Annotated in this window: 17 protein-coding genes; 6 read left to right on the top strand and 11 right to left on the bottom strand. The window is 70.6% G+C overall.

Going from position 1 to position 22,672, the window contains the following annotated elements; all coding sequences use genetic code 11:
* The first annotated feature begins 62 nt into the window (after nucleotides 1-62).
* The gene (gene eccCa / locus Aco03nite_RS06970; RefSeq protein ID WP_203793939.1) at nucleotides 63-4,013 is read left to right on the top strand and encodes a type VII secretion protein EccCa; all 3,951 of its coding nucleotides are present in this window, start codon (nucleotides 63-65) and stop codon (nucleotides 4,011-4,013) included.
* A 178-nt stretch (nucleotides 4,014-4,191) separates the two neighbouring features.
* Here eccCa and Aco03nite_RS06965 read toward each other — a convergent pair whose 3' ends face one another.
* From Aco03nite_RS06965 to Aco03nite_RS06950, 4 genes are all read right to left on the bottom strand, one after another.
* On the bottom strand, nucleotides 4,192-4,839 hold the full coding sequence (locus Aco03nite_RS06965; RefSeq protein ID WP_203793938.1) for a hypothetical protein: 648 nt from the start codon (nucleotides 4,837-4,839) through the stop codon (nucleotides 4,192-4,194).
* A gap of 641 nt (nucleotides 4,840-5,480) precedes the next feature.
* On the bottom strand, nucleotides 5,481-6,980 hold the full coding sequence (locus Aco03nite_RS06960; protein WP_203793937.1) for a type VII secretion protein EccE: 1,500 nt from the start codon (nucleotides 6,978-6,980) through the stop codon (nucleotides 5,481-5,483).
* Nucleotides 6,981-7,010: 30 nt separating this feature from the next.
* Entirely contained in the window at nucleotides 7,011-8,669 is a 1,659-nt protein-coding gene (locus Aco03nite_RS06955) for a right-handed parallel beta-helix repeat-containing protein (RefSeq protein ID WP_203793936.1), read from the bottom strand.
* Between the two features lie 140 nt (nucleotides 8,670-8,809).
* A complete protein-coding gene (locus Aco03nite_RS06950; protein ID WP_203793935.1) occupies nucleotides 8,810-9,502 on the bottom strand; it encodes a DUF4191 domain-containing protein in 693 nt (230 codons plus the stop codon).
* A gap of 140 nt (nucleotides 9,503-9,642) precedes the next feature.
* Between Aco03nite_RS06950 and Aco03nite_RS06945 the strand changes: the two genes are divergently transcribed.
* Both Aco03nite_RS06945 and Aco03nite_RS06940 read left to right on the top strand, forming a co-directional pair.
* A complete protein-coding gene (locus Aco03nite_RS06945; RefSeq protein WP_203793934.1) occupies nucleotides 9,643-9,786 on the top strand; it encodes a hypothetical protein in 144 nt (47 codons plus the stop codon).
* Nucleotides 9,787-10,372: 586 nt separating this feature from the next.
* Nucleotides 10,373-10,591 carry a hypothetical protein gene (locus Aco03nite_RS06940; RefSeq protein WP_203793933.1) on the top strand — a complete coding sequence of 73 codons (219 nt, stop codon included), beginning with the start codon at nucleotides 10,373-10,375 and terminating at the stop codon, nucleotides 10,589-10,591.
* A gap of 281 nt (nucleotides 10,592-10,872) precedes the next feature.
* On the opposite strand, the gene lipA is transcribed toward Aco03nite_RS06940, so the two are convergent.
* Nucleotides 10,873-11,769, bottom strand: coding sequence for a lipoyl synthase (lipA, locus tag Aco03nite_RS06935; RefSeq protein WP_203794106.1), 897 nt, complete (start codon nucleotides 11,767-11,769; stop codon nucleotides 10,873-10,875).
* A 377-nt stretch (nucleotides 11,770-12,146) separates the two neighbouring features.
* Between lipA and aspS the strand changes: the two genes are divergently transcribed.
* The 3 genes from aspS to Aco03nite_RS06920 all read left to right on the top strand — a co-directional run bounded on the left by aspS (nucleotide 12,147) and on the right by Aco03nite_RS06920 (nucleotide 15,057).
* A complete protein-coding gene (aspS, locus tag Aco03nite_RS06930; protein WP_203793932.1) occupies nucleotides 12,147-13,409 on the top strand; it encodes an aspartate--tRNA(Asn) ligase in 1,263 nt (420 codons plus the stop codon).
* A gap of 93 nt (nucleotides 13,410-13,502) precedes the next feature.
* Nucleotides 13,503-14,687 (top strand): outer membrane protein assembly factor BamB family protein, encoded by a 1,185-nt coding sequence (locus Aco03nite_RS06925; RefSeq protein ID WP_203793931.1) that lies wholly within the window; start codon nucleotides 13,503-13,505, stop codon nucleotides 14,685-14,687.
* A 160-nt stretch (nucleotides 14,688-14,847) separates the two neighbouring features.
* On the top strand, nucleotides 14,848-15,057 hold the full coding sequence (locus Aco03nite_RS06920; protein WP_203793930.1) for an antitoxin: 210 nt from the start codon (nucleotides 14,848-14,850) through the stop codon (nucleotides 15,055-15,057).
* Between the two features lie 161 nt (nucleotides 15,058-15,218).
* On the opposite strand, the gene Aco03nite_RS06915 is transcribed toward Aco03nite_RS06920, so the two are convergent.
* The 6 genes from Aco03nite_RS06915 to sucB form a co-directional block, all read right to left on the bottom strand.
* A complete protein-coding gene (locus Aco03nite_RS06915) occupies nucleotides 15,219-15,383 on the bottom strand; it encodes a peptide ABC transporter substrate-binding protein (RefSeq protein WP_203793929.1) in 165 nt (54 codons plus the stop codon).
* Complete coding sequence (lipB, locus tag Aco03nite_RS06910; RefSeq protein WP_203793928.1) at nucleotides 15,383-16,012, bottom strand: lipoyl(octanoyl) transferase LipB; 630 nt, start codon at nucleotides 16,010-16,012, stop codon at nucleotides 15,383-15,385. Before lipB ends, Aco03nite_RS06915 begins: the two co-directional genes overlap by 1 nt.
* A gap of 10 nt (nucleotides 16,013-16,022) precedes the next feature.
* A complete protein-coding gene (locus Aco03nite_RS06905) occupies nucleotides 16,023-17,903 on the bottom strand; it encodes a DUF6311 domain-containing protein (protein ID WP_203793927.1) in 1,881 nt (626 codons plus the stop codon).
* A 26-nt stretch (nucleotides 17,904-17,929) separates the two neighbouring features.
* Nucleotides 17,930-19,801: a DUF6311 domain-containing protein gene (locus Aco03nite_RS06900; RefSeq protein ID WP_203793926.1), complete on the bottom strand. Its 1,872-nt coding sequence runs from the start codon at nucleotides 19,799-19,801 to the stop codon at nucleotides 17,930-17,932.
* 31 nt (nucleotides 19,802-19,832) lie between these two features.
* On the bottom strand, nucleotides 19,833-20,750 hold the full coding sequence (locus tag Aco03nite_RS06895; RefSeq protein WP_203793925.1) for a TIGR01777 family oxidoreductase: 918 nt from the start codon (nucleotides 20,748-20,750) through the stop codon (nucleotides 19,833-19,835).
* A gap of 84 nt (nucleotides 20,751-20,834) precedes the next feature.
* Nucleotides 20,835-22,640 carry a 2-oxoglutarate dehydrogenase, E2 component, dihydrolipoamide succinyltransferase gene (gene sucB / locus Aco03nite_RS06890; RefSeq protein WP_203793924.1) on the bottom strand — a complete coding sequence of 602 codons (1,806 nt, stop codon included), beginning with the start codon at nucleotides 22,638-22,640 and terminating at the stop codon, nucleotides 20,835-20,837.
* Nucleotides 22,641-22,672 lie beyond the last annotated feature (32 nt).

The following is a 22,672-nucleotide window of genomic DNA, read 5'->3' as shown; positions in this document are numbered from 1 at the left end:
GCAGGATCGCCCGGCGATCACGGATAGGATGTTGTCGCTGCGTCACCAGTGGGGAGCCCTCAGTGACAGTAACGATCATCAAACGGCCACCGCGCCGGCCCGCGCCGGTGATGCCGTCCGGCGAGGTCGCGCTGGACCCGCCGCCCGAGGTGCCACCGCCCGCGGGCAAGGGCTGGACACGGATGCTGATGATCCTGCCGATGGGGGCCGGAGCTGCGGCGATGGGCCTGATGATGGGCGCGCAGCGGGGTGGCGCGATCACCTACGTGGCGGGCGCGATGTACGGGGTCTCGATCCTCGGCATGATCGGCATGATGGCCACCAACACCGGTGGGCCCGGCAAGCGCGAGATGATCGAGGCGCGGCGGCAGTACCTGCGTCAGCTCTCCCGGCTGCGGGCCCAGGTGCGTGACACGATCAGGCGACAACGCGAGGCGCTCTACTATCGCAATCCCGACCCGGAAACACTGTGGACGTTCACCGACAGCGGCCGGCTGTGGGAGCGCCGGCGGGGTGACGCCGACTTCACCGTGGTCCGGATCGCGGTCGGCCCGCAGGAGGTCGCCACCCGGCTGGTGCCACCGCAGACCCGGGCGGTGGAGGAGCTGGAGCCGCTGTGCACGATGGCGCTGCGGCGCTTTCTCCACACGTACAGCGTCGTCCCCGATCTTCCGGTCTCGGTGGCGTTGCGGGACTTCTCGCACATCTACGTGCGCGGCGCCGACCGGGTGTCGCATGACTTCACCCGGGCCCTGATCGCCCAGATGGCCGTCTTCCACGCCCCCGACGACCTGCGGATCGGCGTCTGCGTGCCGGACCACGAACGCGCCCGCTGGGAGTGGGTGAAATGGCTCCCGCACGCCCAGCACCCGGACAAGACCGACGCGATCGGGCCGGTCCGCCTGGTCGCGCCGAGTGTGCCCGCGCTGGAGGCGATGCTCGACGACGTGCTGGCCAACCGGTCCCGGTTCGACCCGTCCGGCGCACCCGGCGGCGGCCCGCACGTCATGGTGATCATCGACGGCGGATCGACCGCCGGCTCCGACCACCTGATGACCGAGGGCGGCGTCGCCGGGGTCACCATCGTCGACCTGTCGGTGCCACCGCCCCGGCTGCTCGACGACAGCTCGGTGGTGCTGGAGATCGACGGCGACGGCGCGATCAACGGCACCACCATGGACGGTCCCACCGAGGTCGGCCGGGCCGACGTGCTGACCCTGGCCGAGGCCGAGGTGCTGGCCCGGGAGCTGGCGCCGCTGCGGCTGTCCGCGGTCTCCGACACCGACACCCCGGCCATCTCCCGGGACACCGGGCTCGACGGCCTGCTGGACCAGGCCGACCCCTACCTGATCGACCTGAACGAGCTGTGGGCCAGCCGCCCCAACCGGGACCGGCTGCGTGTCCCGATCGGGGTCGGCGCCGACGGCCGGCCGGTCGAGCTGGACCTCAAGGAGTCCGCGCAGGACGGCATGGGCCCGCACGGCCTGCTCGTCGGCGCCACCGGCTCCGGCAAGTCCGAGCTGCTGCGCACCCTGGTGCTCGCGCTCGGCCTCACGCACAGCCCGGAGATCCTCAACTTCGTGCTCGTCGACTTCAAGGGCGGCGCCACCTTCGCATCGCTGGACCGGCTGCCGCACACCGCCGCGATGATCACCAACCTGGAGGACGAGCTGCCCCTGGTCGACCGGATGCTCGGCGCCATCCAGGGCGAGCTGACCCGGCGGCAGGAGCTGCTGCGCAAGGCCGGGAACTACGCGTCCCAGCGCGACTACGAACGGGCCCGGTCCGCCGGGGTGCCGCTCGCGCCGCTGCCCAGCCTGCTGTTCATCGTCGACGAGTTCTCCGAGCTGCTCAGCGCCCGGCCGGACTTCATCGACATGTTCGTCCAGATCGGACGGGTCGGCCGGTCGCTCGGCATCCACCTGCTGCTGGCCTCGCAGAAACTGGAGGAGGGGCGGCTGCGCGGGCTCGAGTCACACCTGTCGTACCGGATCGGGCTGCGCACCTTCTCGTCGATGGAGTCCCGGGCGGTGCTCGGTGTGCCCGATGCCTACGAGCTGCCCCGATCTCCCGGGCACGGCTATCTGCGTACCGGAACCGAGGGTTTGATCCGGTTGAAGGCCGCCTACGTCTCCGGGGCGGTCCGCCGGGACGGAGCCCGGCCCGGCGCCGGTGGCCGGGGTGGCAACCCGATTCGGGACTTCTCCACCTTCTACGTGGCGCCGCTGCGCGAGGAGACACCGCCCTCCGAAGATCAACTTCCCGAGGAGACCGCGGTCGGGGACACCCTGATCGAGGTGCTGGTCCGGCAGATGGAGGGCAAGGGCGCGCCCGCCCACGAGGTGTGGCTGCCGCCGCTGGACCGGGCGCCCACCCTCGGCCAGATGCTGCCGCCGATGATCACCCTGCCGGAGCGGGGGCTGACCGTCGACGCCGAGGACCGGTTCGGCACCCTGCACGCGCTCGGCGGCATCATCGACAAACCGTACGAGCAGCGCCGCGACCCGATGTGGCTGGACCTGGCCGGCGCCGCCGGAAACGTGATGATCGTCGGGGCGTCCCAGTCCGGCAAATCCAACCTGCTGCGCACCCTGGTGGTCAGTCTCGCGCTCACCCACACCCCGCGTGAGGTGCAGTTCTACGGGCTCGACTTCGGTGGCGGGCCGATCAGCGCGCTCGCCGACCTGCCCCACGTCGGCAGCGTCGCCACCCGGCGGGACGTGGACAAGGTGCGCCGTACCATCGCCGAACTGCACGGGCTGATGCGCGCCCGGGAGGAACTGTTCGCCACCGCCAACATCGAGGGCGCCGCGGCCTACCGGCGGGCGCGTGCCCAGGGCCGGTACGCCGACGACGCCTTCGGGGACGTCTTCCTGGTCGTCGACGGCTGGTCCACGATGCGCGCCGAGTTCGAGGACCTGGAGACGACGGTGCACGAACTCGCCAACCGCGGGCTCGGCTTCGGTATCCACGTGCTCGCCGCCACCAACCGCTGGATGGACGTGCGCCCGCAGATCCGCGACGTCTTCGGCACCCGGATCGAACTACGCCTCGGTGAGGCCGCCGACTCGGTGATCAACAGGCGCGAGGCGGTGAACGTGCCGGAGGGCGCCCCCGGCCGGGGCCTGACCCCCGACGGCTACCACTTCCTGGCCGCCCTGCCCCGCATCGACCGCGAACAGCGCGTCGACGACCTGGCCGAAGCGGTCGCCGACCTGGTCCGGCACGCCGCCGAGCACTGGACCGCCACCCCCGCCCCGCCGGTCCGGTTGCTGCCCGCCGAGCTGCCGTTCGAGGCGCTGCCACCGGCGCGCGGCGCCCTGGTCCCGATCGGCATCGCCGAGGTCGATCTGCAGCCGGTCACCCTGGACTTCGACGCCGAGCCGCACGCGCTGCTGTTCGGCGACGTGGAGAGCGGCAAGAGCTCGTTCCTGCGCAGCCTGGCCCGCTCGATCGCCGCCGCACACCCACCGGCGTCGGCGATGCTGCTGCTGGTCGACCTGCGCCGCAGCCTCCTGGGCTGTGTGCCCGCCGAGCACACCATCGGCTACGGCACCTCCCACCAGGTCACCGCCGACCTGATCAATCAGGTGGCGGTGGCGATGCGCGAACGCCTCCCCGGCGCCGACGTGACCCCCGAGATGCTGCGCGACCGCAGCTGGTGGAAAGGCCCCGAACTGTACGTCCTGGTCGACGACTTCGACCTGCTCGCCTCCGCCACCCCCAACCCGCTCAGCCCACTGCTGGAGTTCCTGCCCCAGGCCCGCGACATCGGCCTGCACGTGATCATCACCCGCCGCATCGGCGGCGCCGGCCGGGCCCTCTTCGACCCACTCATCAGCCGCATCCGCGAACTGGCGTCCCCCGGCATCATGATGTCCGGCCCGCGAGAGGAGGGAGCCCTGTTCGGCAACGTCAAGCCCCAGCCCCTGCCCCCCGGCCGAGCCTGGATGATCACCCGAAAACACGGCGCCCGGCTGGTGCAACTCTCCTGGTCACCGCCAACCCGTTAACCCCTTTTCCGGTACGGGATCAGCGTGGCCCCCAACCACACTCCGCAGTCCCGCCCCGTCCCCGCAAGCCGTGCGTCCCCTCCCGGCCGACCCGCGCCCACCGGGCGGATGCGTCCCTCGAGGCCTCCACCCGCCGCCTCGCTGAGTTTCGGCAGCAGCGCGTTCGGGATCGACGCTGTCAGCGGCGGGGGAGGCCCATGTACTGCTGTTCGATGCCGGTCTGGTTCAGGAACAGGTAGCGGTCGTCGCCGTCTCCGAAGAGCGCCAGCATGTCGTCCTCCATGGACTGGAGCAGCTGGCCGCTCGGTGGGCCCAGTTTCCGGGCGGCCGCCGCCAACGTGGCCTCCTCGCTGCCGAGACGTTGCATCACGGCCAGTTCGGCTTCCTGCAGCACGGCTGTTCCGGGGCGGTCGAGTTGTCGCAGCACGGTGAGCTGGCTGTGCCACGGGCCGAGCGGCGGACTGGTCGCCGGTCCGGTCATGCCCAGATCGAAAACGGTCAGTACCGGAGATTGTGCGGTGCCGCCATAGGGTTGGTCCGGTTCACCGCCCACGATGGTCAGACGGCTCTGCTGTCCGGTGGCGCGTTCGCCGAAACCCTGCCAGGCCTGCGGTTCGGTCGTCACCACGAAGACCCGGGCCCCGATCGCGAAGGCCCGGAAGATCAGCAGCTGGGCCGCCCACACCCCGCCGATCAGGGTGACCCGCACCGGTTCGGGAGCGAACAACCGCAACGGCACCGGAACCTGCCGCTGATCATGCCCGAGCACCAGCCCCGCCGGAAGCGGCCGGGTGACGGTGACCCGCCGCAACCCCGTCCGGGCCACGGCATGCCACCCGATCCGCAGCCGACTGACCCGCCCCGACGGCCCACTCCGCTCCCGCGACTCGGCCGTCCCGTCACCAGGCCCGTCCGGCTCATCCGGTGGACGCCCCGGACGCCCGCCCGCAAACGTGCCGGCACCACCCGGCCGGACCAGCGGCGCCGAAGTCACCACAGGCGCCGAATTCCGCTCCACAGACGAAGCAGACGCCGACGGACCAGCCGTAGACGAGGCAGGCCCTGACCAGGCAGGCCCCGACGGGGCAGCGGCTCGCTGCTGGCTTGAGGGAGCAACCGGCGCCGAAACCGGCCGCACCGAAGACACCGGCGGTAAAGCCGGAGACGCTGGAGGCACCGCAGCCCGCCCGGACGTGACCCACCCAGGTTCCCTAGGACCCGGCAGGACCTGCTGCCATCCGTTACCGTCGACCTGCGGAAAAGCGCCGGAAGCACCCCGCCCGGATTGCCGCTGATCCCCACCGCCGACCGGCCCCGAGCGCCCAGCCTCGCCCGGCCAGGCGGAACCGCCACCGTCCGGCGAGAACCCGTCACCATCCGGGCGTGGGTATCCGTCCCGCCGCGGTCGGGGGGATTCGGTGCCGTCCCGGTGGGAGCGGGCGTCGTCGGGCGGCCAAGGGTTGTCGGTCATCCGGTACCGCCTCCGGTCGGGGCGGTCGCGTAGGCCGCCGGGCCGTGTTCGCCGTCCAAGGGCTGCAACTCGCCGCCGACCCGCCGGACGCCCTCCTGCAGCACCCGGTCCAGGGCGGCCAGGTCGGCGCCGGGGCGGGTGGCGAGCCGGATGAAGGCCCGCGCCCGGATCTCCTCGCCGGGAGCCGGGTCGATGACGAGCGCGACGCTGGTCTGCGCGGCCGGTGCGGTTGCCGCCCAGCCGAACAGCGAGCCGATCTCGGTCGCGGACGAGGGCCAGGTCTTCAGCCAGTACGTCCGGTGGATCAGCCGCGCCGACCGCCAGTGGGTCCACTCCTCGTCCACGCCCGGCCCCTCGGCCAGCGCCCACGGTTCGACGTCGCAGGAGCGGGACAGCAATGCGAGCAGCTGGTCCGCGTCGAGGGGCCGCCCGGAGATGCCGAGACGGCGCAAGCCGTTCGCCACTTTCCGGGCCAGTCCGGCGACGAGCCGGGCGGCCTCCTCCGGGTCGGTGGTGTGGTCGAGCAGGGCCTCGGCCAGGGTCTGTGCGTCGACCCGGATGCTGATCGTCGACTCCCGGAACGCCGGGACCGGACCGGGACCGGCTGATTCGGTGAGCTGCCGGTAGGAGGCCCCGGACGGGGTGGCCGCCGGCATGTCGGGGCTGGGCGCCGGAACGGTGTGCGTGACCAGCCCGAGGAGGAGCCCGGGCTGCCCGGTGCCGGAGACCGCGGTGACCAGCACGTCCAGGGGGAGCAGTGCGGCCGCCGGATCCAGGGCGACCACGCTGAACCAGCCGGCCTCGTCCCGGCCGACCCCGACCGGGACGAGGGCGCCCCCAACCGAGGCAAGGGCGTTCCCGGCCGAGTTGTAGGCGCCTCCGGGCGAGGTGTGGGCGCTCCCGGCTGAGGTGTATGTGCTCCCGGCCGGGGCGAGGGCGCTCCCGGCCGACGTGTGGGCGCTCCCGGCCGCGACCGAGGTGTCCGGGGCCGGACCCGGTGCGACGGGCCCGATGTCGCGGACGGTGAGCCCGGGGGCGATCGCGCGCAACGCGGCCAGCACCGGACCGTGCCGGGTGTCGGCGCGCGCCGACCGGCGGCGCCGGTGATCGCGGGCGACCTGCTGATGATCCAGCCACCAGCGGTGCCGCCGCCGGGCGAAGAAGATCAGGCACACCAGGCCCCCGGCGGCCGCGGCGAGCAGGACGGCCAGCGGTGTCCGGGTGAACGAGGCGGCGAAGGCGAGCAGCGCGGCCTCGGCGACCACGATCTGGACGAGGCTCAGCGGCCCCAGATGACCCTTCCGCGGTACGGCCCGGACCGTCGCCTCGGGCACCTGACGGGACGGGGCCACCCGCGGTGGTGGCGGGCCGGGATCCGGCGGGGCGGCCGCACCCCAGACCGGTGTGCCCGGCGGCCGCAGCGGCGCCGGTGCGGCGGTGGCCTGCCGTGCCACCGGCGCGACACCGCCGTACGTCGTTCCCTCTCCTCGGTGCACAGGTCACCTCCCCGTTCGGATCGAAGCAGTTCAGCGGGTCGCCACCCGCAGATCGGCGAGCATGAGTGTCCGCAGGTCGTCGCGGCTGGGCATCCGCCCCATCGCCCGCAGCCGCCCGGACTGTGCCTTGCGCATGCCTTCGAGCAGCTTGCGAGCCTCGCGGGCGTTGCCGAAGTTCCGGTTGCGTTCCAGCTTCCCGAAATACTCGTAGAGCGCCTCGGACAACCCGATCGCGAACACGTAGTCGTCGTTGCGGGCGATCCGGCCGGCGATCCGCACCAGATCCTCGGGCCCGTAGTTCTCGAACTCCATGGTCTTGGCGAACCGGGAGGCGAGACCGGAGTTCGTATCCAGGAAGTCGGACATCTCGCTGGTGTAGCCGGCGACGATCACCGCGACCTGATCGCGGTGGTCCTCCATCAGTTTCACCAGGGTGTCGATCGCCTCCTGGCCGAAGTCGGCGGCCGCCCCACCGGCACGGGCCAGCGTGTACGCCTCGTCGATGAACAGGACTCCGCCCATCGCGTCCTCGAAGACCGAGGTGGTCTTCTCCGCGGTGTGACCGATGTACTGCCCGACCAGGTCCCGGCGGGACACCTCACGGAACTGCCCGTTCGGCAGCACGCCTAGGGCTTTCAGCAGCTGGCCGTAGATGCGGGCCACAGTGGTCTTTCCGGTGCCCGGTGCGCCGGTGAAGATCAGGTGGTGGCTGACGGTGCCGACCGACAGGCCCGCACCGCGGCGCCACTCGTTCACCTGGATCTCGTCGATCAGGGCCCGGACCTCGCCTTTCACCCCGGCCAGGCCGATCATCGAGTCGAGCTCGGTGAGCAGGCGCTCGATCTCCGCGGCGTCCTGCGCGGTGCCGGCGGCGACCACACCCGCCCGGGGCAGCCCGATGTCGGCGCTGAGGGTCACCGTCGCGGTGGCGCCCGGGTCGACGTGCACCGGTGGATCCGCGGTCTCCTCGACCCGGCACTGCTCGACCACGGCGGTGCAGCCGGCGCCGATCACGATGCCCGGCCCGGACGTCTGGTGCACCCAGGTCTCGACGATCCGCGACTGGCTGGCGTGCGCCACCACGATGCCCGCGTCGCCGGTGCCGGAGACGTCGCAGCGCTCGATCACCGGGCGGCCGGACTGGTAGACGTAGACACCCCGGTAGCCGCAGTCGCTCACCACCGTGCCGCGGATCACCGGGTCGGCGCCGAGCCGGACGATCACCCCGTCGTTGGAGACGCCCCGGATCTCGCACGAGTCGATCGTGCCGCCCGCGTCGGAGAACACCAGCCCGTGCTGGCCTCGACTCACCCGTACCTCAACGGCGTCGACCGTGGCACCGCCCTCCGCCTGCAGACCGGAACCGTAACCGGCGGAGAGCTCGCAGCGGCGCAGCCGCACATGTCCACCGGAGACCACCGCGGCCGGATAGTCGTCGGTGACCAGCGTCAAACCGTCGACCTCGACGTCTCCGGAGGAGACCGAGAGGGCGGGGCCCTCCAGCCCGGACGCGTCCACCACCGCCGAACCGGGATCACCGGCCGCCCGCAGAGTCAGCCGGCGGCCGGTCAGGTCGACGCGCTCCCGATAGGTGCCCGGGGCCAGCACGACCACCGCCCCGTCGGGTGCCACCTCGAGGGCGTCGCGCAGAGTCGGATAGATGCCGGGAACCGCCAAGGTGCTGACCACGAGCGCAACTCCTTCGTGCGCCACCGTCCGGCATGGACGCCGAAGCGGCGGCGCAGCTCCGAGATTAGCGCCTCGGAGTGATCATGGAGTCACCCTGTGGATACAGAGATGCCCGCCTCCGACGGGAGACGGGCATCGATTCAGCGCGGGCGCTGCTGGCGGAACGCGCCCTTGCTCGGCCGCATGTTCTTCGGGATCGCGCCCTTCGGCATCTGCGGTCGCGACATCAGGGCGCCGAGACGCTTGTCGAGCGAGTTCACGTCCTTGCCGGTGAGGTTGCGCGGCAGCTTCAGCATCGTCGAGCGGAGCTTGCGGACCGGCAGCTGACCCTCGTCGGTGCCGATCACGTAGTCGTACAACGGCGCGTTTCCGATGACCTTGACCAGCCGCTTCTTCTCCTGGCTGAGCAGGCTGCGGACCCGCTGCGGGTCACCCTCGCCGAGCAGGATCACGCCGGGCTTGCCGATCACCACGTGCACCATGTCGAACTGCGTGGTGGAACTCGCGGCCGGGCGGACCCGCCAGTCGCCGCGCATGTTCTCCATCAGCGAGGCGGCGGCGCCGGGCTGGCCCTCCGCCACGTTCATCATCGCCGTGTTCGACCGCAGGTTGAGCACGATCAGGACGGCCAGCAGCGTGAACAGGATGCCGACCGGGATCCAGAGGTAGCCACCCGTCAGGAGCACGACGACCACGGTGATCGCCAGCGGGATGGCGATCGCGCCGATCACCAGCGGGACGAACCACTTGTCCTGCTTCGCCGTGAACGCGAACACCTGGCCGATCTGCTTCAGCCGCTCGCGGAACGACACCTTCTCCTGGGGTTTTGCCATAGCCGCAAAGTGTAGTGGGACTCAGGTACCTTGCGGCGTCCCGGGCACCTCGGCGGCTCCGGAGACAAGGCGGCCGCCGTGCCCCGGCGCTGCCTTCGGGCGAGGAGCCGGTGTCACAGCAGCCGACAGGAGCCCCGGAAATGATCCCTCTCACCAGCCTGAGCCTCGGCTACGACCGTGTCGACGGCCTGCTCCGGAACGCCGAGAACTACCGTCTCGTGCACCGGAACGCGCCCGAACGGCCCCACCGGCTCAGGCGGTGGCGCATCCGGCGGGCGCGTTGACCGCCACGATCGGGCCGGAAAATCTGCCCTACCCGCGTGGCATGCTCGACCACCTGACGGTGGCGGCGCACAGCGCGATCCTGGTCGGCCGGTGCCCCGAACTGGAGGAGCCTACTGGTCCTGGTGCTGGGGGACCTGCACTGGGCCGACCGGCCCACTCGTGACCTGATCGCCTTCCTGGTCCGGTCCCCACGCACCCAGGCTCCTGCTGATCGCCGAGCCATCCGAGTCGTCGGCGTCATCCGTACTTTCGAATAGCCGTTTTGTCTGCAATGACTACCTTCGGCCGCAATCCTGTCCTGCTGTGAGGCACGGCCTGGTAGTCCGGCGGTTTGGCCCGTCGGGGAGTTTTCGGGACTGCCCGGTTGGGGTGGATGACCTGGTGGGGGAGAGGCTTGCCGGTTTGTCGGAGGGAAGGCGCGGTTTGCTGATGAGGTGGGGGTTGGTTGCGGGATGGGGACGAGCGGCCCGAAGGCTAAAGGGCTCAGACCGGGATCCGATATCTGTGGCTGATTCCCTAGAGCGGGCACGGTGCTTGTTCTGATCAGCTCGGGCCGGAGGCAGAGGTATGGATACCGCAGTCCAGGTGAGTAACGCCATGGCCGCAATGCTGATCGGGCCCGGGTCGCTGGTGCCGTGGTGGGCCTGGCTGGCTCCGCTCGCCATGATCTTCCTGAAGCTCCTTTCCCCCGTTCTCCTCCCCGAGGTCGCCGAGGCCAAGCTGAACTCGGAAGCCGACGAGGAGAAGGAAAAGGGCAAGAAAGGCAAGAAGAACAAGAAAGACAAGAAGTCCCAGAAGAAGTAGCTTCCGCGCCGACCGCGGTCCGCGCCGGCGGTGAACCATGCCGGCCGTGATCCGAGCCCGCTGCGATCCGTGTCTGCGGTGATCACCGCTCGTGGTGTTTTCCGAGTGTGGCAGGGGCACCCGTGCGGTAGCCGGGATGAGCGCCTCTCGTCCGAGGCTGCTGCCGGCGGCGATCTCCTCGGCACTGATGTCCGGGCGGGCGTGGTGCGACAAATGGTGCTGTTCGAACATGGCAGGGCAACCGGTGGCTGTGGAGTCGCCGGTTGCCCTGTCTGTGCTGGTCAGGCTCGGGCTTCGAGGGCCTGCTTGTAGAGACGGCCGGCCCGGTACGAGGAGCGGACCAGCGGACCGCTCATCACGCCGGCGAAACCGATCTGCTCGGCCTCCTCGCGGAGCTCGACGAACTCGTGGGGCTTCACCCAGCGCTCCACCGGGTGGTGACGCGGGGTGGGCCGCAGGTACTGCGTGATGGTGATCAGCTCGCAACCCGCGGCGTGCAGGTCGCGGAGGGCGGCGGACACCTCGGAACGCTCCTCGCCCATGCCCAGGATCAGGTTGCTCTTGGTGACCAGACCGGCCGCCCGGGCCTGGGTGATCACGTCGAGGGAGCGCTCGTAACGGAAGCCGGGGCGGATGCGCTTGAAGATGCGCGGAACCGTCTCGACGTTGTGGGCCAGCACCTCGGGGCCCGCACTGAAAACCTCGGCGAGCTGGACCGGGTCGGCGTTGAAGTCGGGGATCAGCAGCTCGACACCACAGTCGGGGAGCAGCTTGTGGATCTGGCGGACGGTCTCCGCATACAGCCAGGCGCCGCCGTCGGGGAGGTCGTCCCGGGCCACACCGGTGACCGTGGCGTAACGCAGGCCCATCGTGGCGACGGACTCGCCGACCCGGCGGGGCTCGTCGGCGTCGAACTCGGCCGGCTTGCCGGTGTCGATCTGGCAGAAGTCGCACCGGCGGGTGCACTGATCGCCGCCGATGAGGAAGGTGGCCTCGCGGTCTTCCCAACATTCATAGATGTTGGGGCAGCCGGCTTCCTGGCAGACCGTGTGCAAACCCTCTTTCTGCACCCGGCCGCGCATCTCCGTGTACTCAGGGCCCATCTTGGCCTTGACCTTGATCCACGGCGGCTTCCGCTCGATGGGAGTCTCGGCGTTGCGCGCCTCGATGCGCAGCATGCGGCGGCCCTCGGGAGCAATAGTCACACCCCGAAGATACGCCCGACACCGGCTGCCGCGCCGCAGGGGCGACGAGGCTCACGTGACCATTCCTGTGAGTGCGGTCACCCTTAATTCAGGAGAAAGCCGCATCGGCGACTGTTAGCGTTCCCGTCACGGCGATGATGGGACCGAGTAGCGCTTCGATCCGCCGGCCGAGAGAGCCACCCGGCAGCTGTGAAGGGTGGCCCGTGCGCCGGAGCGTGAAGACACCCCGGAGCCGCAGCACGACAAAGAGGCGCCGTAAGTAGGCGTGAAGGTGCGGTGGTACCGCGAGGATTCCCGCTCGCCCGCACCTCCCTGGGGCCGCGTTGCAGCACCTGAGGAGGTAACCCGCCATGCAACGCATCCTCTCCACCGAACTGGCCGGGTTCAAGGGCGAGAAAGTCCTGATCGCCGGCTGGATTCATCGCCGCCGGCTGCTCAAATCGGTGGCTTTCCTGATCGTCCGTGACGCCGCCGGGCTCAGCCAGGTGGTCGTCACCGACCCGCAGACCCGTGAGCAGCTCGAGCAACTCTCCGAGGAGAGCGTCGTCGAGGTGACCGCCACGGTCACCGCCAACGAGCAGGCGCCACACGGGGTGGAACTGACCGGGCCGGTGATCCGTGAACTGAGCCGGGTGACCGTACCGCTGCCGTTCGAACTGCATCGACCCACGCTGACCGCCGGTCTTCCGGCCCAGCTGGACCACGCCGCTCTCGCTCTGCGGCATCAGAGCCGGACGGCGAGCCTGCGGATCGCGGCCGCCGCGACCAAGGGTTTCCGGGAGTCGCTGGAGGCGCAGCGGTTCGTCGAGATCCACACGCCGAAGATCGTCGAGTCGGCGACCGAGTCCGGGGCGAACGTCTTCAAACTGGACTACTTCGGACGGCCCGGTTATCTGGCGCAGTCGCCACAGTTCTACAAGCAGCTGATGGTCGGCGTCTTCGAGCGGGTGTACGAGGTGGGCCCGGTGTTCCGGGCCGAGCCGAGTGACACCGCACGGCATCTGGCGCAGTACACGTCGCTGGACGCCGAGATGGGTTTCATCACCGACCACCGGGACGTGATGGTCGCGCTGACCAGGACGATCACCGGAATGCTCGGCGAGATCGGCAACCACGCCAGCCTGAAGGCCGACCTCGGGGCGGAGATCCCGCACGTCCACTTCACCGAGGCGTTGCGGATCGCCGGCGCACCCGAGGACGAGCCCGACCTCGCACCCGCCCACGAACGGGCGCTGGGCGAGTGGGCGAAGCGGGAACACGGCTCCGACTTCCTCTTCGTCACCGGTTACCCGATGCGCAAACGCCCGTTCTACACCCACCCCGACCCGGCCGACCCGACCTGGTCCAACGGCTTCGACCTGCTCTTCCGCGGGCTGGAGATCGTCACCGGTGGGCAGCGCCTGCACCGGTACGAGGACTACGTCACGGCTCTGGCGGCCCGCGGTGAGTCGCTCGAACCGTACGCCGGCTATCTCGACGGTTTCCGGTTCGGCATGCCTCCGCACGGCGGCTGGGCGATCGGGCTGGAGCGTTTCGTGGCCCGGCTGACCGGGATCGCGAACGTCCGTGAGACCACCGCGTTCCCGCGCGACCTCAACCGGATCGCACCCTAGGACCGCATCGGGCAGTGACCCGTGGGGCCGGATCGAGCCGTAACCAGGGGCCTCTTGACGCCGGGCTAACGGACGGCGGGGTCGAATGCGATCGTGCTCATCGATCTCGACCACACCCCGCCGTCCCGCCCGGCGCCGCCCCGCCGGTTCCGTGGCCCGAAGTGGGTCGTCCCGATCGTGCTGGCGCTGTCTCTCGGTGGCGCGCAGGTTCCGGCGGAGGCCCGGATCCTGCGCCCGTCGGTGGTGAGCGCCGAGCGTGCCGTCACCTGGATGCTGCACGACGGCGTCTTCTACAGCCTGCACTCCCGGCCCCAGGACGGGGTGCTGGAGCTGCAGGCCCGGCGGGTGCCGAGCTCCGACCCACTGTGGACCCGCATGGTCGACGCCGCCGGCGAGGTGCCACGACTGCGGATGGCCGGGCCCTACCTGGCGCTCCGGTTCGGTGCCGAGATGCTGCTGCTCGACGTGGAGACCGGCCGGGCGCGCTGGCAGGACGACGACAACTCGACGGCGTGGCCGGCCGGGGACGACGTGCTGCTCTGGACCCCGGAGGGCCGGATCGGCCTGCTCGATGCGGGGACCGGGTCGATCCGCTGGCGCAAGGAGGTGAAGGCCGAGCCGATCGGGGTCACCGGCACCGAGCGGCACGTGCAGGTCCTTTACGACGACGGCTCGGCGGTGGCTTACGGCCGGGAGACGGGCGAGGTGGCGAACACCGTCGCCGGACTGGCGGTGCGCCCGGCGGAGATCGACGGCTTCGGCAGGCTGGTCGACGACGGGCTGCCGGCGCTGATGGCCATGGGTGATCTCGCGATCGTCTTCAGCCCGGACCGGATCGCCGCGTTGCGCCTGCCGACGCTGGAACAGCTGTGGACGGCACGGCTCCCGCTGCCGGCCGGGGCAGCCCGCTGCGGAGAGCGGCTGTGTGTGCTGCACGGCAATGGCATGACCGCTTTCGATCAGAACTCCGGCGCGCCTCTGTGGAGCGGCACCGAGTGGACCACCTGGAGCGGAACCCTGGCGGGCAGCCCGGCCGGACGGGTCGCCCGGGTTGATCCCGACACCGGCCGGGTCGTGCGCGATCTGGGCATGGGACGGCTCTCCGGGAGCGTGCTGATCCGCACCGGCGGTGATCGCACCGGCGTCTTTGATCAGGTCAGCGGTGATCTCCGGGCGATCATCCCGGCCGGGTTCCTCTGGTGCGACGGCCCCGGCGATCAGATTTCCTGCCAGGGCGCCGGCAGTTCGGTCACGGTCTGGCGGATCCCGAAAACCTAGCTTTTGTACGTTCGGCGAAAGGACCCGTGGCCACGACGCGAGGTGGGCGACGGCCCGGACCGACCCGCGACCGCCGGGCCGGATGCGCTGGTCACCGCCGTGTGGGTTCGACCCGAACCGGTGATGGCGGTTCGCGGGTGAGGTGTCGCATGCTCGCGACATGAGCTTCCTGGACAAGGCGAAAGATTTTCTGGACAAACACGACGAGCAGGTGGATGCCGGGCTGGAGAAGCTGGGCGAGCAGGTCGACCAGCGGACCGGCCAGAAGTATTCGGGCCACATCGACAAGGCCGTCGACCTGGCCCAGCAACACACCGGCCAGGGCAACACCCAGCAGCAGGCCACGGGTGAGGGCAACACCCGGCAATAGCGTGCCGGCGGGCCCGCGTCCAGCAGCAGGTCGACGGGCCCGCACCCGGCAGGAGCGGGGCGGCGAGGATTGCGGCCCGCAGCCGTGCCGCCGGCTGGGCGAGGCCGGACATGGGCCGGTTGCGGACGCTGGACCGGCTGCTCGTTGAGGGCGCGGGACGCCTAGAGGAAGACTGCGATGGTGACCACGGTGACGATCACGAAGGGGATGATCGTTGTGCAGGCCAGGATCGCCCACGCTATCGGGTGACCGAAGTTGAGCACCATGCTTCCGTTCGGGCGGGGTACGAAGACCCGCTTGTCGCGCGGATTGCGGTACAGGTCCATCAGATCAGCGTCGTCAGGTGGCGTTCGACTACCGGCATTACCTCGGTGACCGGGATCGGGCGGCCGACCTCGACGCTCAGGGAGGTGACGGCGGCGTCCCGGATACCGCACGGGACGAATCTGTCGAAGTTGGACAGGTCGCAGTCGCAGTTCAGGGCGAAGCCGTGTTGGGTGACGCCGCGGGAGACGCGGATGCCGATCTGGGCGATCTTGCGGTCGGGGGCGCCGTCGGTTCCCCGGACCCAGGCGCCGCTGCGGCCCTTGATGCGCTCGGCGGTCACGCCGAACTCGGCGCACACGTCGATCAGCAGTTTCTCGGTGCGCCGCACGTAGGCCACCACGTCGACCGGAGTGTCCAGGCGGAGGATCGGGTAGCCGACGATCTGGCCCGGCCCGTGCCACGTGATCTTGCCGCCGCGGTCGACGTCCACCACGGGAGTGCCGTCGAAGGGGCGGTCGGCGGCCTCGGTGCGCTTGCCCGCGGTGAAGACGCTGGGGTGCTCCAGCAGCATGATGGTGTCCGGCTGAGCACCGGACACCACCGCCTCGTGCAGACGCTTCTGCTCCTCCCAGGCCTCCAGATAGTCGACCAGGCCGGGGCGCAGGACGGTGAGAAGAGAGGAAGTCACGCCTTGAAGCCTAGCCCTGCGTCTCCTCGATCACGTCGACCGGATCCACGCCCGGCCGGATGCGCCACACCAGTACGTCCTGGACCTGCTCCGGTTCGCCGAGCAGTTGGGTGGCGAGGCGCAGCAGGGCATCCCGGTTGAGCGGGCCGTTCGGGCCGGTGACCGTCTCCGGGAGGAAGACCGCTTGCAACTCCCAGTACGCGAAGTCGACCCGGGCCTGCAGCCGCTGCTCGTTGGTGATCCTCGGCACCTGGCCCCAGCGGGCGGCCTTGTAGAGCAGTTGATCGGTCGGGCGGTCCGGCGCCCCGACCCGGCCGACCAGGTGCCGTCCGGTCTCCTCGTAGTCCTGGGGGCCGAGGAAGTAGCCGGCCGGGATCCGGAACTGCGAGTCGCCGCCACGGGCCATCGTGTACGCCTGCCAGCGCATGCTGTCCACGGCCACGTCGATGGAGAGCGGCAGGGACGTCATCACGCCGTCGTCGGTGACGTAGTCCTTCCACTTGCCGCTGGAGATGAAGAGCGGTTCCGGAGCGCGTTCCAGGGTGCGCAGCGGCAGCGGGGCGATCGGGGCGACGGCGAGGAACACCACACCCACCGCGGCCAGCCGCACCGCGATCCGTTTGGTCAGGAACTCGTCCAGGAACAGGGCGATCACCAGCGCGATCGCCACGACCACCACCAGCGTATAGCGGACCGGCAGCGCCGAATCGAACAGCGGCGCCTCCACCAGCAGCGCGTACAGCAGCGGAATGTGCGACTGCTCCTCACCCAGGAACCGCAGCCGCGGGCCGAGCGACAGCAGGAAGAACAGGATCGCGATCACGGTCAGGGCCCGCAGGGTGACCCGGCGCTCCGGCGACGACCGGCGCCACAGCAGCGCCACCGCGGCGATGAACAGCAGGATCAGTGGGGCGCCCAGGAACGAGGTGGCCTCGGTCGCGTTCGGGGCCAGGTCGGCGCCCCAGCCGAACGCGCCGGCCACCGAGGGCAGGGGGAACGCGACGTAGGAGACTAGGTCCTCGGAGTAGAACCGCATCCGGAAACCGGTCCCGGAGAACTTCAGCGGCCCGTGGAAGTGCATGTAGAGCGGCCAGGCCAGCAGCGTCCCGGCGACCAGCGCGGTCACGCCCAGCGATTTGAGCAGTGGCGGCAGTGCGGTTCTGGCCCGTTTCAGGCCGGGGCGCGACAGCAGCCAGACGAACAGGAAGATGCCGCTGGCCAAGGCGGCGAAGAAGAGCGCCTCGGCGGCCACCGAGAACCCCATGGTGCAGAGCAGACCGAGCACGATGCCGTTGCGCAGCCAGTGGTCGCGGTCGGTGAGCTTGAGCACCCACCACGCGACGATGCCGACCATCCAGCCGGAGGTCCAGTTGAGGTGACCGTTGGCGTGCGAGACCAGCCCGGGGGAGAACCCGAAGATCAGCCCGCCGACGGCTGCCGCGAGCCCGCTGCGGACCAGCCAGCGGCGCAGGAAGAGGTACCAGACGAACGCCGAACCGGACAGGTTGAGCGTCAGGATGGTCACGAAGGTGACCTGCGGCCCGGCGAAATGGGTGAGCGGCGAGAACAGCACGGCGTAGAACGTGCTCGACGTGTTCATCGCCAGGTTCACACCACGGGGCGCGTTCAGCAGCTCGGTGAAGAACGGGTTGCCCAGATGCTGGAGCACGTAGACGCCGTACGACAGCATCCACTCGAACTGGCCCTGATCGCTGACGTTGTCGGCGACCACGTTCTGCTGAGGCGCCCGCCAGAGCCCCTGACAGACATAGACGGCAGCCGCCAGGGAGAAAGCGGCCATGGCCAGATGAGCAGGCCACTTACGTCCGGATATATCAGCCTTCTTCGACGAGGGGTCGGAGGTGATCGGGGCAGGCGCGGCGATCGTCACGTCGCGGAGGTTATCCAGCCCCGAACTCATCGATCGATCGGGTCCACGCCGGGACGAATGCGCCACACCAGCACGTCGTCCACCTCCTCCGGAGGGCCGAGCAGATCGGTCGCGGTCACCTCGACGGCGTTGCGGAACAACGTCATGTGGTCACTTCCGGTGATCGTCTCGGGCAGGAAGACCGCCTCCAGGCCCCAGTAGGCGAAGTCGGAGCGGGCCTGTGCGCGGTCGGCGTTGCTCAGTTCGGTGACGTAGCCGTAGAGGGCCGCCCGGGTGAACAGCCAGTCGGTGGGGAGCGTGGGAGCACCGATCCGCCCCATCTGCTTGCGCCCCTCCTCACCTTCGGTCATCGGGCCGAGGAAGTAACCGCCGGGCATCCGGTACTGGGCGCCGCCGCGGGCCATCGTGTACGCCTGCCAGCGCTGCCCGTCGGCGTGCACGTTCAGGGCGAACGGCAGGGACGACATCACACCGTTCTCCGACACGTACCGCTGCCAGGTGCCGTTGGCGATGAAGGCGGGCTCCGGCGACCGGTCCTGGTGCCGCACCGGCAGCGGGAAGACCGGGATCAGAGCCGCCACGATGGCCGCGGTCAGCCCGGTCCGCAGGTTCGGCCCGTCGATCCGCCCGTCCAGCAGCTCCTGGGTGACCAGCGCCAGCAGGATGCCGAACACCACCGCCACGATCAGCGCCAGCCGCAACGGCAGCGCCGCGTCGAACAGCGGCAGCCGGGCCAGTGCCGCCCACGGCAGCGGGATCGGCCACTCGGCGTCCATCCAGTTGAACCGGGGCCCCCAGGACAGGACCATGAATACCCCGCCGACCAGGTAGATCGCGCGCAGGGTCGCCTTCCGCCCGGGCGCCGCCCGACGCCACACCAGCACCGCGGAGACGATCATCAGGGCCACCAGCGGTACGCCGAAGTAGCTGGTCTCCTCGGTCCGGTTCGGTCCCAGATCGGAACCGAGCCCGAACAGCGCCGCCACCGACCGGCTCGGGAACGACAGGTAGGCCGCCACGTCCTCGGCGAAGTAACGCTGGTTGTAGCCGGTGCCGGAGAACGTCTGCGGCCCGGCGAAGTGCATGTAGAGCGGGTACGCCAGCAGCGCCCCGGCGACCACGGCGGCCACCCCCACCGCCCGCAGCACGGTGCCCCAGGCGGCCCGGACCTCGTCGCGCACCGGCCCGGCCGTCGCCCAGATCACCACGAACAGGCCCGCGGCCAGCGCGGTGTAGAACAGCCCTTCCGCGGCGATGGTGAAGAATGCCGCCAGCATCAGCCCGAGGACGAACCCGTTGCGCAGCCACCGGCCCGGCTGCCGCAACCGCAGCACCTGCCAGACCACCAGCGGCGCCACCCACCCGGCCGTCCAGTTCAGGTGGCCGTTGGCATGCGAGATGAAACCGGGCGCGAACCCGCAGAACATGCCGCCCAGCCCGGCCGCGACCGGGCTGCTCACCAGCCAGCGGCGCAGGAACAGGTACCACAGGAACGCCGACCCGGCGAGGTTCAGCGTCAGGATCGTCACGAAGGTGACCTGTGGCCCGGCCAGCCAGGTCAGCGGCGCGAACAGGATCGTGTAGACCGAGATCGACGTGTTCGCCGCCAGGTTCACACCCCACGGCACGTTCATCAGGTCGGTGAAGAACGGGTTCGCCCCGTGCCCCAGCGTGTAGACGCCGTAGCCCAGCAACCACTCGAAGAACGCGGTGTCACCGACGTTGTCGGAGAGCACATGGTTGTACGGATCCCGCCAGAGCCCGTTGGTCACGTAGACGGCCATCCCCAGCGCCAGGGCGGCGACGGTCAGATGGGCCCGCCACGGCCGGGCACGGCGTGACGGCGGCTGGGCAGGCGGATCGGCGGACGCGGCAGGGGCGGTGGCGGCGACGGACATCAGCCGCAGAGTAGCAAGCGAGCCTGAAATCCTAGGAGGTCATCGCCGCTTCGGGGCGCACCGAGACGGCGATCGCCTCGGCCATTCCGGGGTAGGTCCACGCGAACCCGGCACCCGACAGCACCCCGGGCAGCACCCGCTGACTGCGCTGCAGCTCACCGGCCATCTCACCGAGCACCACGTCCAGCACCGGCCCCGGCACCGCCAGCAGAGCCGGCCGGCGCACCGCACCTGCCAGGTCGCGGGTGAACTCGTCGTTGCGCACCGGCCGCGGCGACACCATGTTGACCGGGCCGGCCAGGTCCTCCCGCTCCAGCAGGAACTCCGAGGCGGCCAGCCAGTCGGCGCCGGAGATCCAGGCCATCCACTGCCGCCCACCGCCGAGCTTGGCGCCGCCACCCAGCTTGAACAGCGGCAGCAGCGGCTTGAGCAGGCCGCTGTCGGGACCGACCACCGGCGCGGTACGCAGCAGCACCACCCGGGTGCCGGCGTCCTCGGCGGGCCGGGCGGCGGCCTCCCACACCCGGCACAGGTCGGCGAGGAACGTGTTGCCGGCCGGGGCCTCCTCGGTGACCTCCTGCTCGCCGGTGTCGCCGTACCACCCGGCGCCGGACGCCTGCAGCAGCGTGCGGGGCCGCTCGTCCGCCGGCAGCCGGCCGATGGTGCGGGCGATCGTGTCGGTGGTGTCGATCCGGCTGGACCGCAGCACCCGCTTGTAGGCGGCCGTCCAGCGCCGCCCGTTGATGTTCGCCCCGGCGAGATTGATCACAGCGCCGGCGCCGGCCAGCACCTCGGCGTCCAGCCGGCCCTGCGCCGGATCCCAGGTGGCCTCACCGGCCCGGTCGGTGGGCCGCCGGACCAGCCGGACGATCTCGTGGCCGCTCTGGCTCAGTCGTTCGGCGAGCCGGGTGCCGAGGAAACCGGACGCACCGGCCATGACGATCCGCATGTCGTGATTCTTTCCCGGAAACCGATGGTTTGAAAACAAATGGAGGGGCACGCCGCAGTGGCGTGCCCCTCCATGAGAAAACCCTTACAGACCGAGGTCGGCCTCGAAGTTGCCGGCCTCCAGCCGCTCCTTCATCGTGCCCAGGAAGCGGGCCGCGTCGGCGCCGTCCACGATCCGGTGGTCGTAGGAGAGCGCCAGGTACACCATCGAGCGCGGCGCGATGATCTCGCCCAGCTCCGGGTCGTTCACGATCACCGGGCGCTTGACGACCGCGCCGAGACCGAGGATGCCGACCTGCGGCTGGTTGATGATCGGGGTGTCGAAGAGCGCGCCCCGGCTGCCGGTGTTGGTCAGCGTGAAGGTGCCGCCGCCGATCTCGTCCGGACCGATCTTGTTGTTGCGGGTGCGGTCCGCGAGGTCCGCGATCCGCTTGGACAGACCGGCCAGGTTGAGGTCACCGGCGTCCTTGATGACCGGGACGACCAGGCCCTTCGGCGCGTCCACCGCGATGCCCAGGTGCTCGGCGCCGTGGTAGGTGACGGTGCCCGCCTCCATGTCCAGCGACGAGTTGACCACCGGGTGCTGCTGCAGCGCCTCGACCGTGGCCAGGGAGAAGAACGGCAGGAAGGTCAGCTTCACGCCGTGCTTGGCCTGGAAAGCGGCCTTCGCCTTGTTCCGCAGGTTGGCGATCTTGGTGACGTCCACCTCGACCACCGTGGTCAGCTGAGCCGAGATCTGCAGCGACTCCACCATGCGGCGGGCGATCGTCTGACGGATCCGGGGCAGCTTCTCGGTGCGGCCACGGAGCGGGCTCGGCTCCGGCTTGGCCTTCGGCGCGGCCGACGGGGCCGGGGCAGCGGCGGGCGTCTCGGCGGCGGCCGGCGCGGCGGCAGCGGCGGCCGCCTTGTCGGCGGCGTCGATGACGTCCTGCTTGCGGATTCGGCCACCCACACCGGTGCCGGTCAGGCTGGACAGGTCCACGCCCTTCTCGGCGGCCAGCTTGCGGACCAGCGGCGTGACGTAACCGGCGTCGCCGGCCCCGTTCGAAGAGACGGCGGCGGGCGCCGGGGCGGCCTTCGCGGTCTCGGTCGCCTGCGGGATCTGCGGAGCCGGAGCGCTCTCCACCTTCGGCGCGGCCGCCTGCGCGGGAGCCGGCTTCTCAGCGGCGGGCGCGGGCTTCTCAGCGGCGGGGGCCGGGGCAGCGGCGGGCGCCGGCGCGGCCGGAGCCGGAGCGGCGGCCGGGGCGGCCGACGGCGTGCCGACGATCGCCAGGACGGCGCCGACCTCAGCCGTCTCGTCCTCGCCGATCTTGATCTCCAGCAGCGTGCCGGCGACCGGCGACGGCAGCTCGGTGTCGACCTTGTCGGTGGAGACCTCGACCAGCGGCTCGTCCGCCTCGACGGTGTCGCCGACGGCCTTCAGCCAGCGGGTGATGGTGCCCTCGGTGACGCTCTCGCCCAGGGCGGGCAGCTTCACCTCGGTGCCCTCGCCACCGGACTGCGCGGCCGGGGCCGGGGCCTCCGCCTCGACCGGCTTCTCGGTCGACGGCTCGGCCGGGGCGGCGGGCTCCGGCTCGGCCTCTTCGGCGGGCGCGGACGAAGCGGGCGCGGCCGAAGAGGAATCCGAAGAAGCGGCGGAACCGGCGTCCTCGCCGTCACCGGCGATGACGGCCAGCTCGCTGCCGACCTCCGCGGTCTCGTCCTCGCCGACCACGATCCGCGAGAGGATGCCCGCGGCGGGCGACGGGATCTCGGTGTCGACCTTGTCGGTGGAGACCTCGAGCAGCGGCTCGTCGGCCTCGACGCGCTCGCCCTCCTGCTTGAGCCAGCGGGTGACGGTGCCCTCGGTGACGCTCTCACCCAGCCGCGGCATGGTTACCGATGTCGGCATTATTTCCCAAACTCCTTAGACGTCAGAACGCG

It is taken from the genome of Actinoplanes couchii (assembly GCF_016862075.1).
Taxonomy (GTDB): Bacteria; Actinomycetota; Actinomycetes; order Mycobacteriales; family Micromonosporaceae; genus Actinoplanes; species Actinoplanes couchii.
This window is presented reverse-complemented; position numbering and strand designations above follow the sequence as displayed.

Coding starts and splice junctions, on each gene's coding strand:
- Aco03nite_RS06950 (WP_203793935.1), bottom strand. CDS start 9,502: ATGGCAAAACCCCAGGAGAAGGTGTCGTTCCGCGAGCGGCTGAAGCAG.
- Aco03nite_RS06945 (WP_203793934.1), top strand. CDS start 9,643: ATGATCCCTCTCACCAGCCTGAGCCTCGGCTACGACCGTGTCGACGGC.
- lipA (WP_203794106.1), bottom strand. CDS start 11,769: ATGCTGCGCATCGAGGCGCGCAACGCCGAGACTCCCATCGAGCGGAAG.
- aspS (WP_203793932.1), top strand. CDS start 12,147: ATGCAACGCATCCTCTCCACCGAACTGGCCGGGTTCAAGGGCGAGAAA.
- Aco03nite_RS06920 (WP_203793930.1), top strand. CDS start 14,848: ATGAGCTTCCTGGACAAGGCGAAAGATTTTCTGGACAAACACGACGAG.
- Aco03nite_RS06915 (WP_203793929.1), bottom strand. CDS start 15,383: ATGGACCTGTACCGCAATCCGCGCGACAAGCGGGTCTTCGTACCCCGC.
- Aco03nite_RS06900 (WP_203793926.1), bottom strand. CDS start 19,801: ATGTCCGTCGCCGCCACCGCCCCTGCCGCGTCCGCCGATCCGCCTGCC.
- Aco03nite_RS06895 (WP_203793925.1), bottom strand. CDS start 20,750: ATGCGGATCGTCATGGCCGGTGCGTCCGGTTTCCTCGGCACCCGGCTC.
- sucB (WP_203793924.1), bottom strand. CDS start 22,640: ATGCCGACATCGGTAACCATGCCGCGGCTGGGTGAGAGCGTCACCGAG.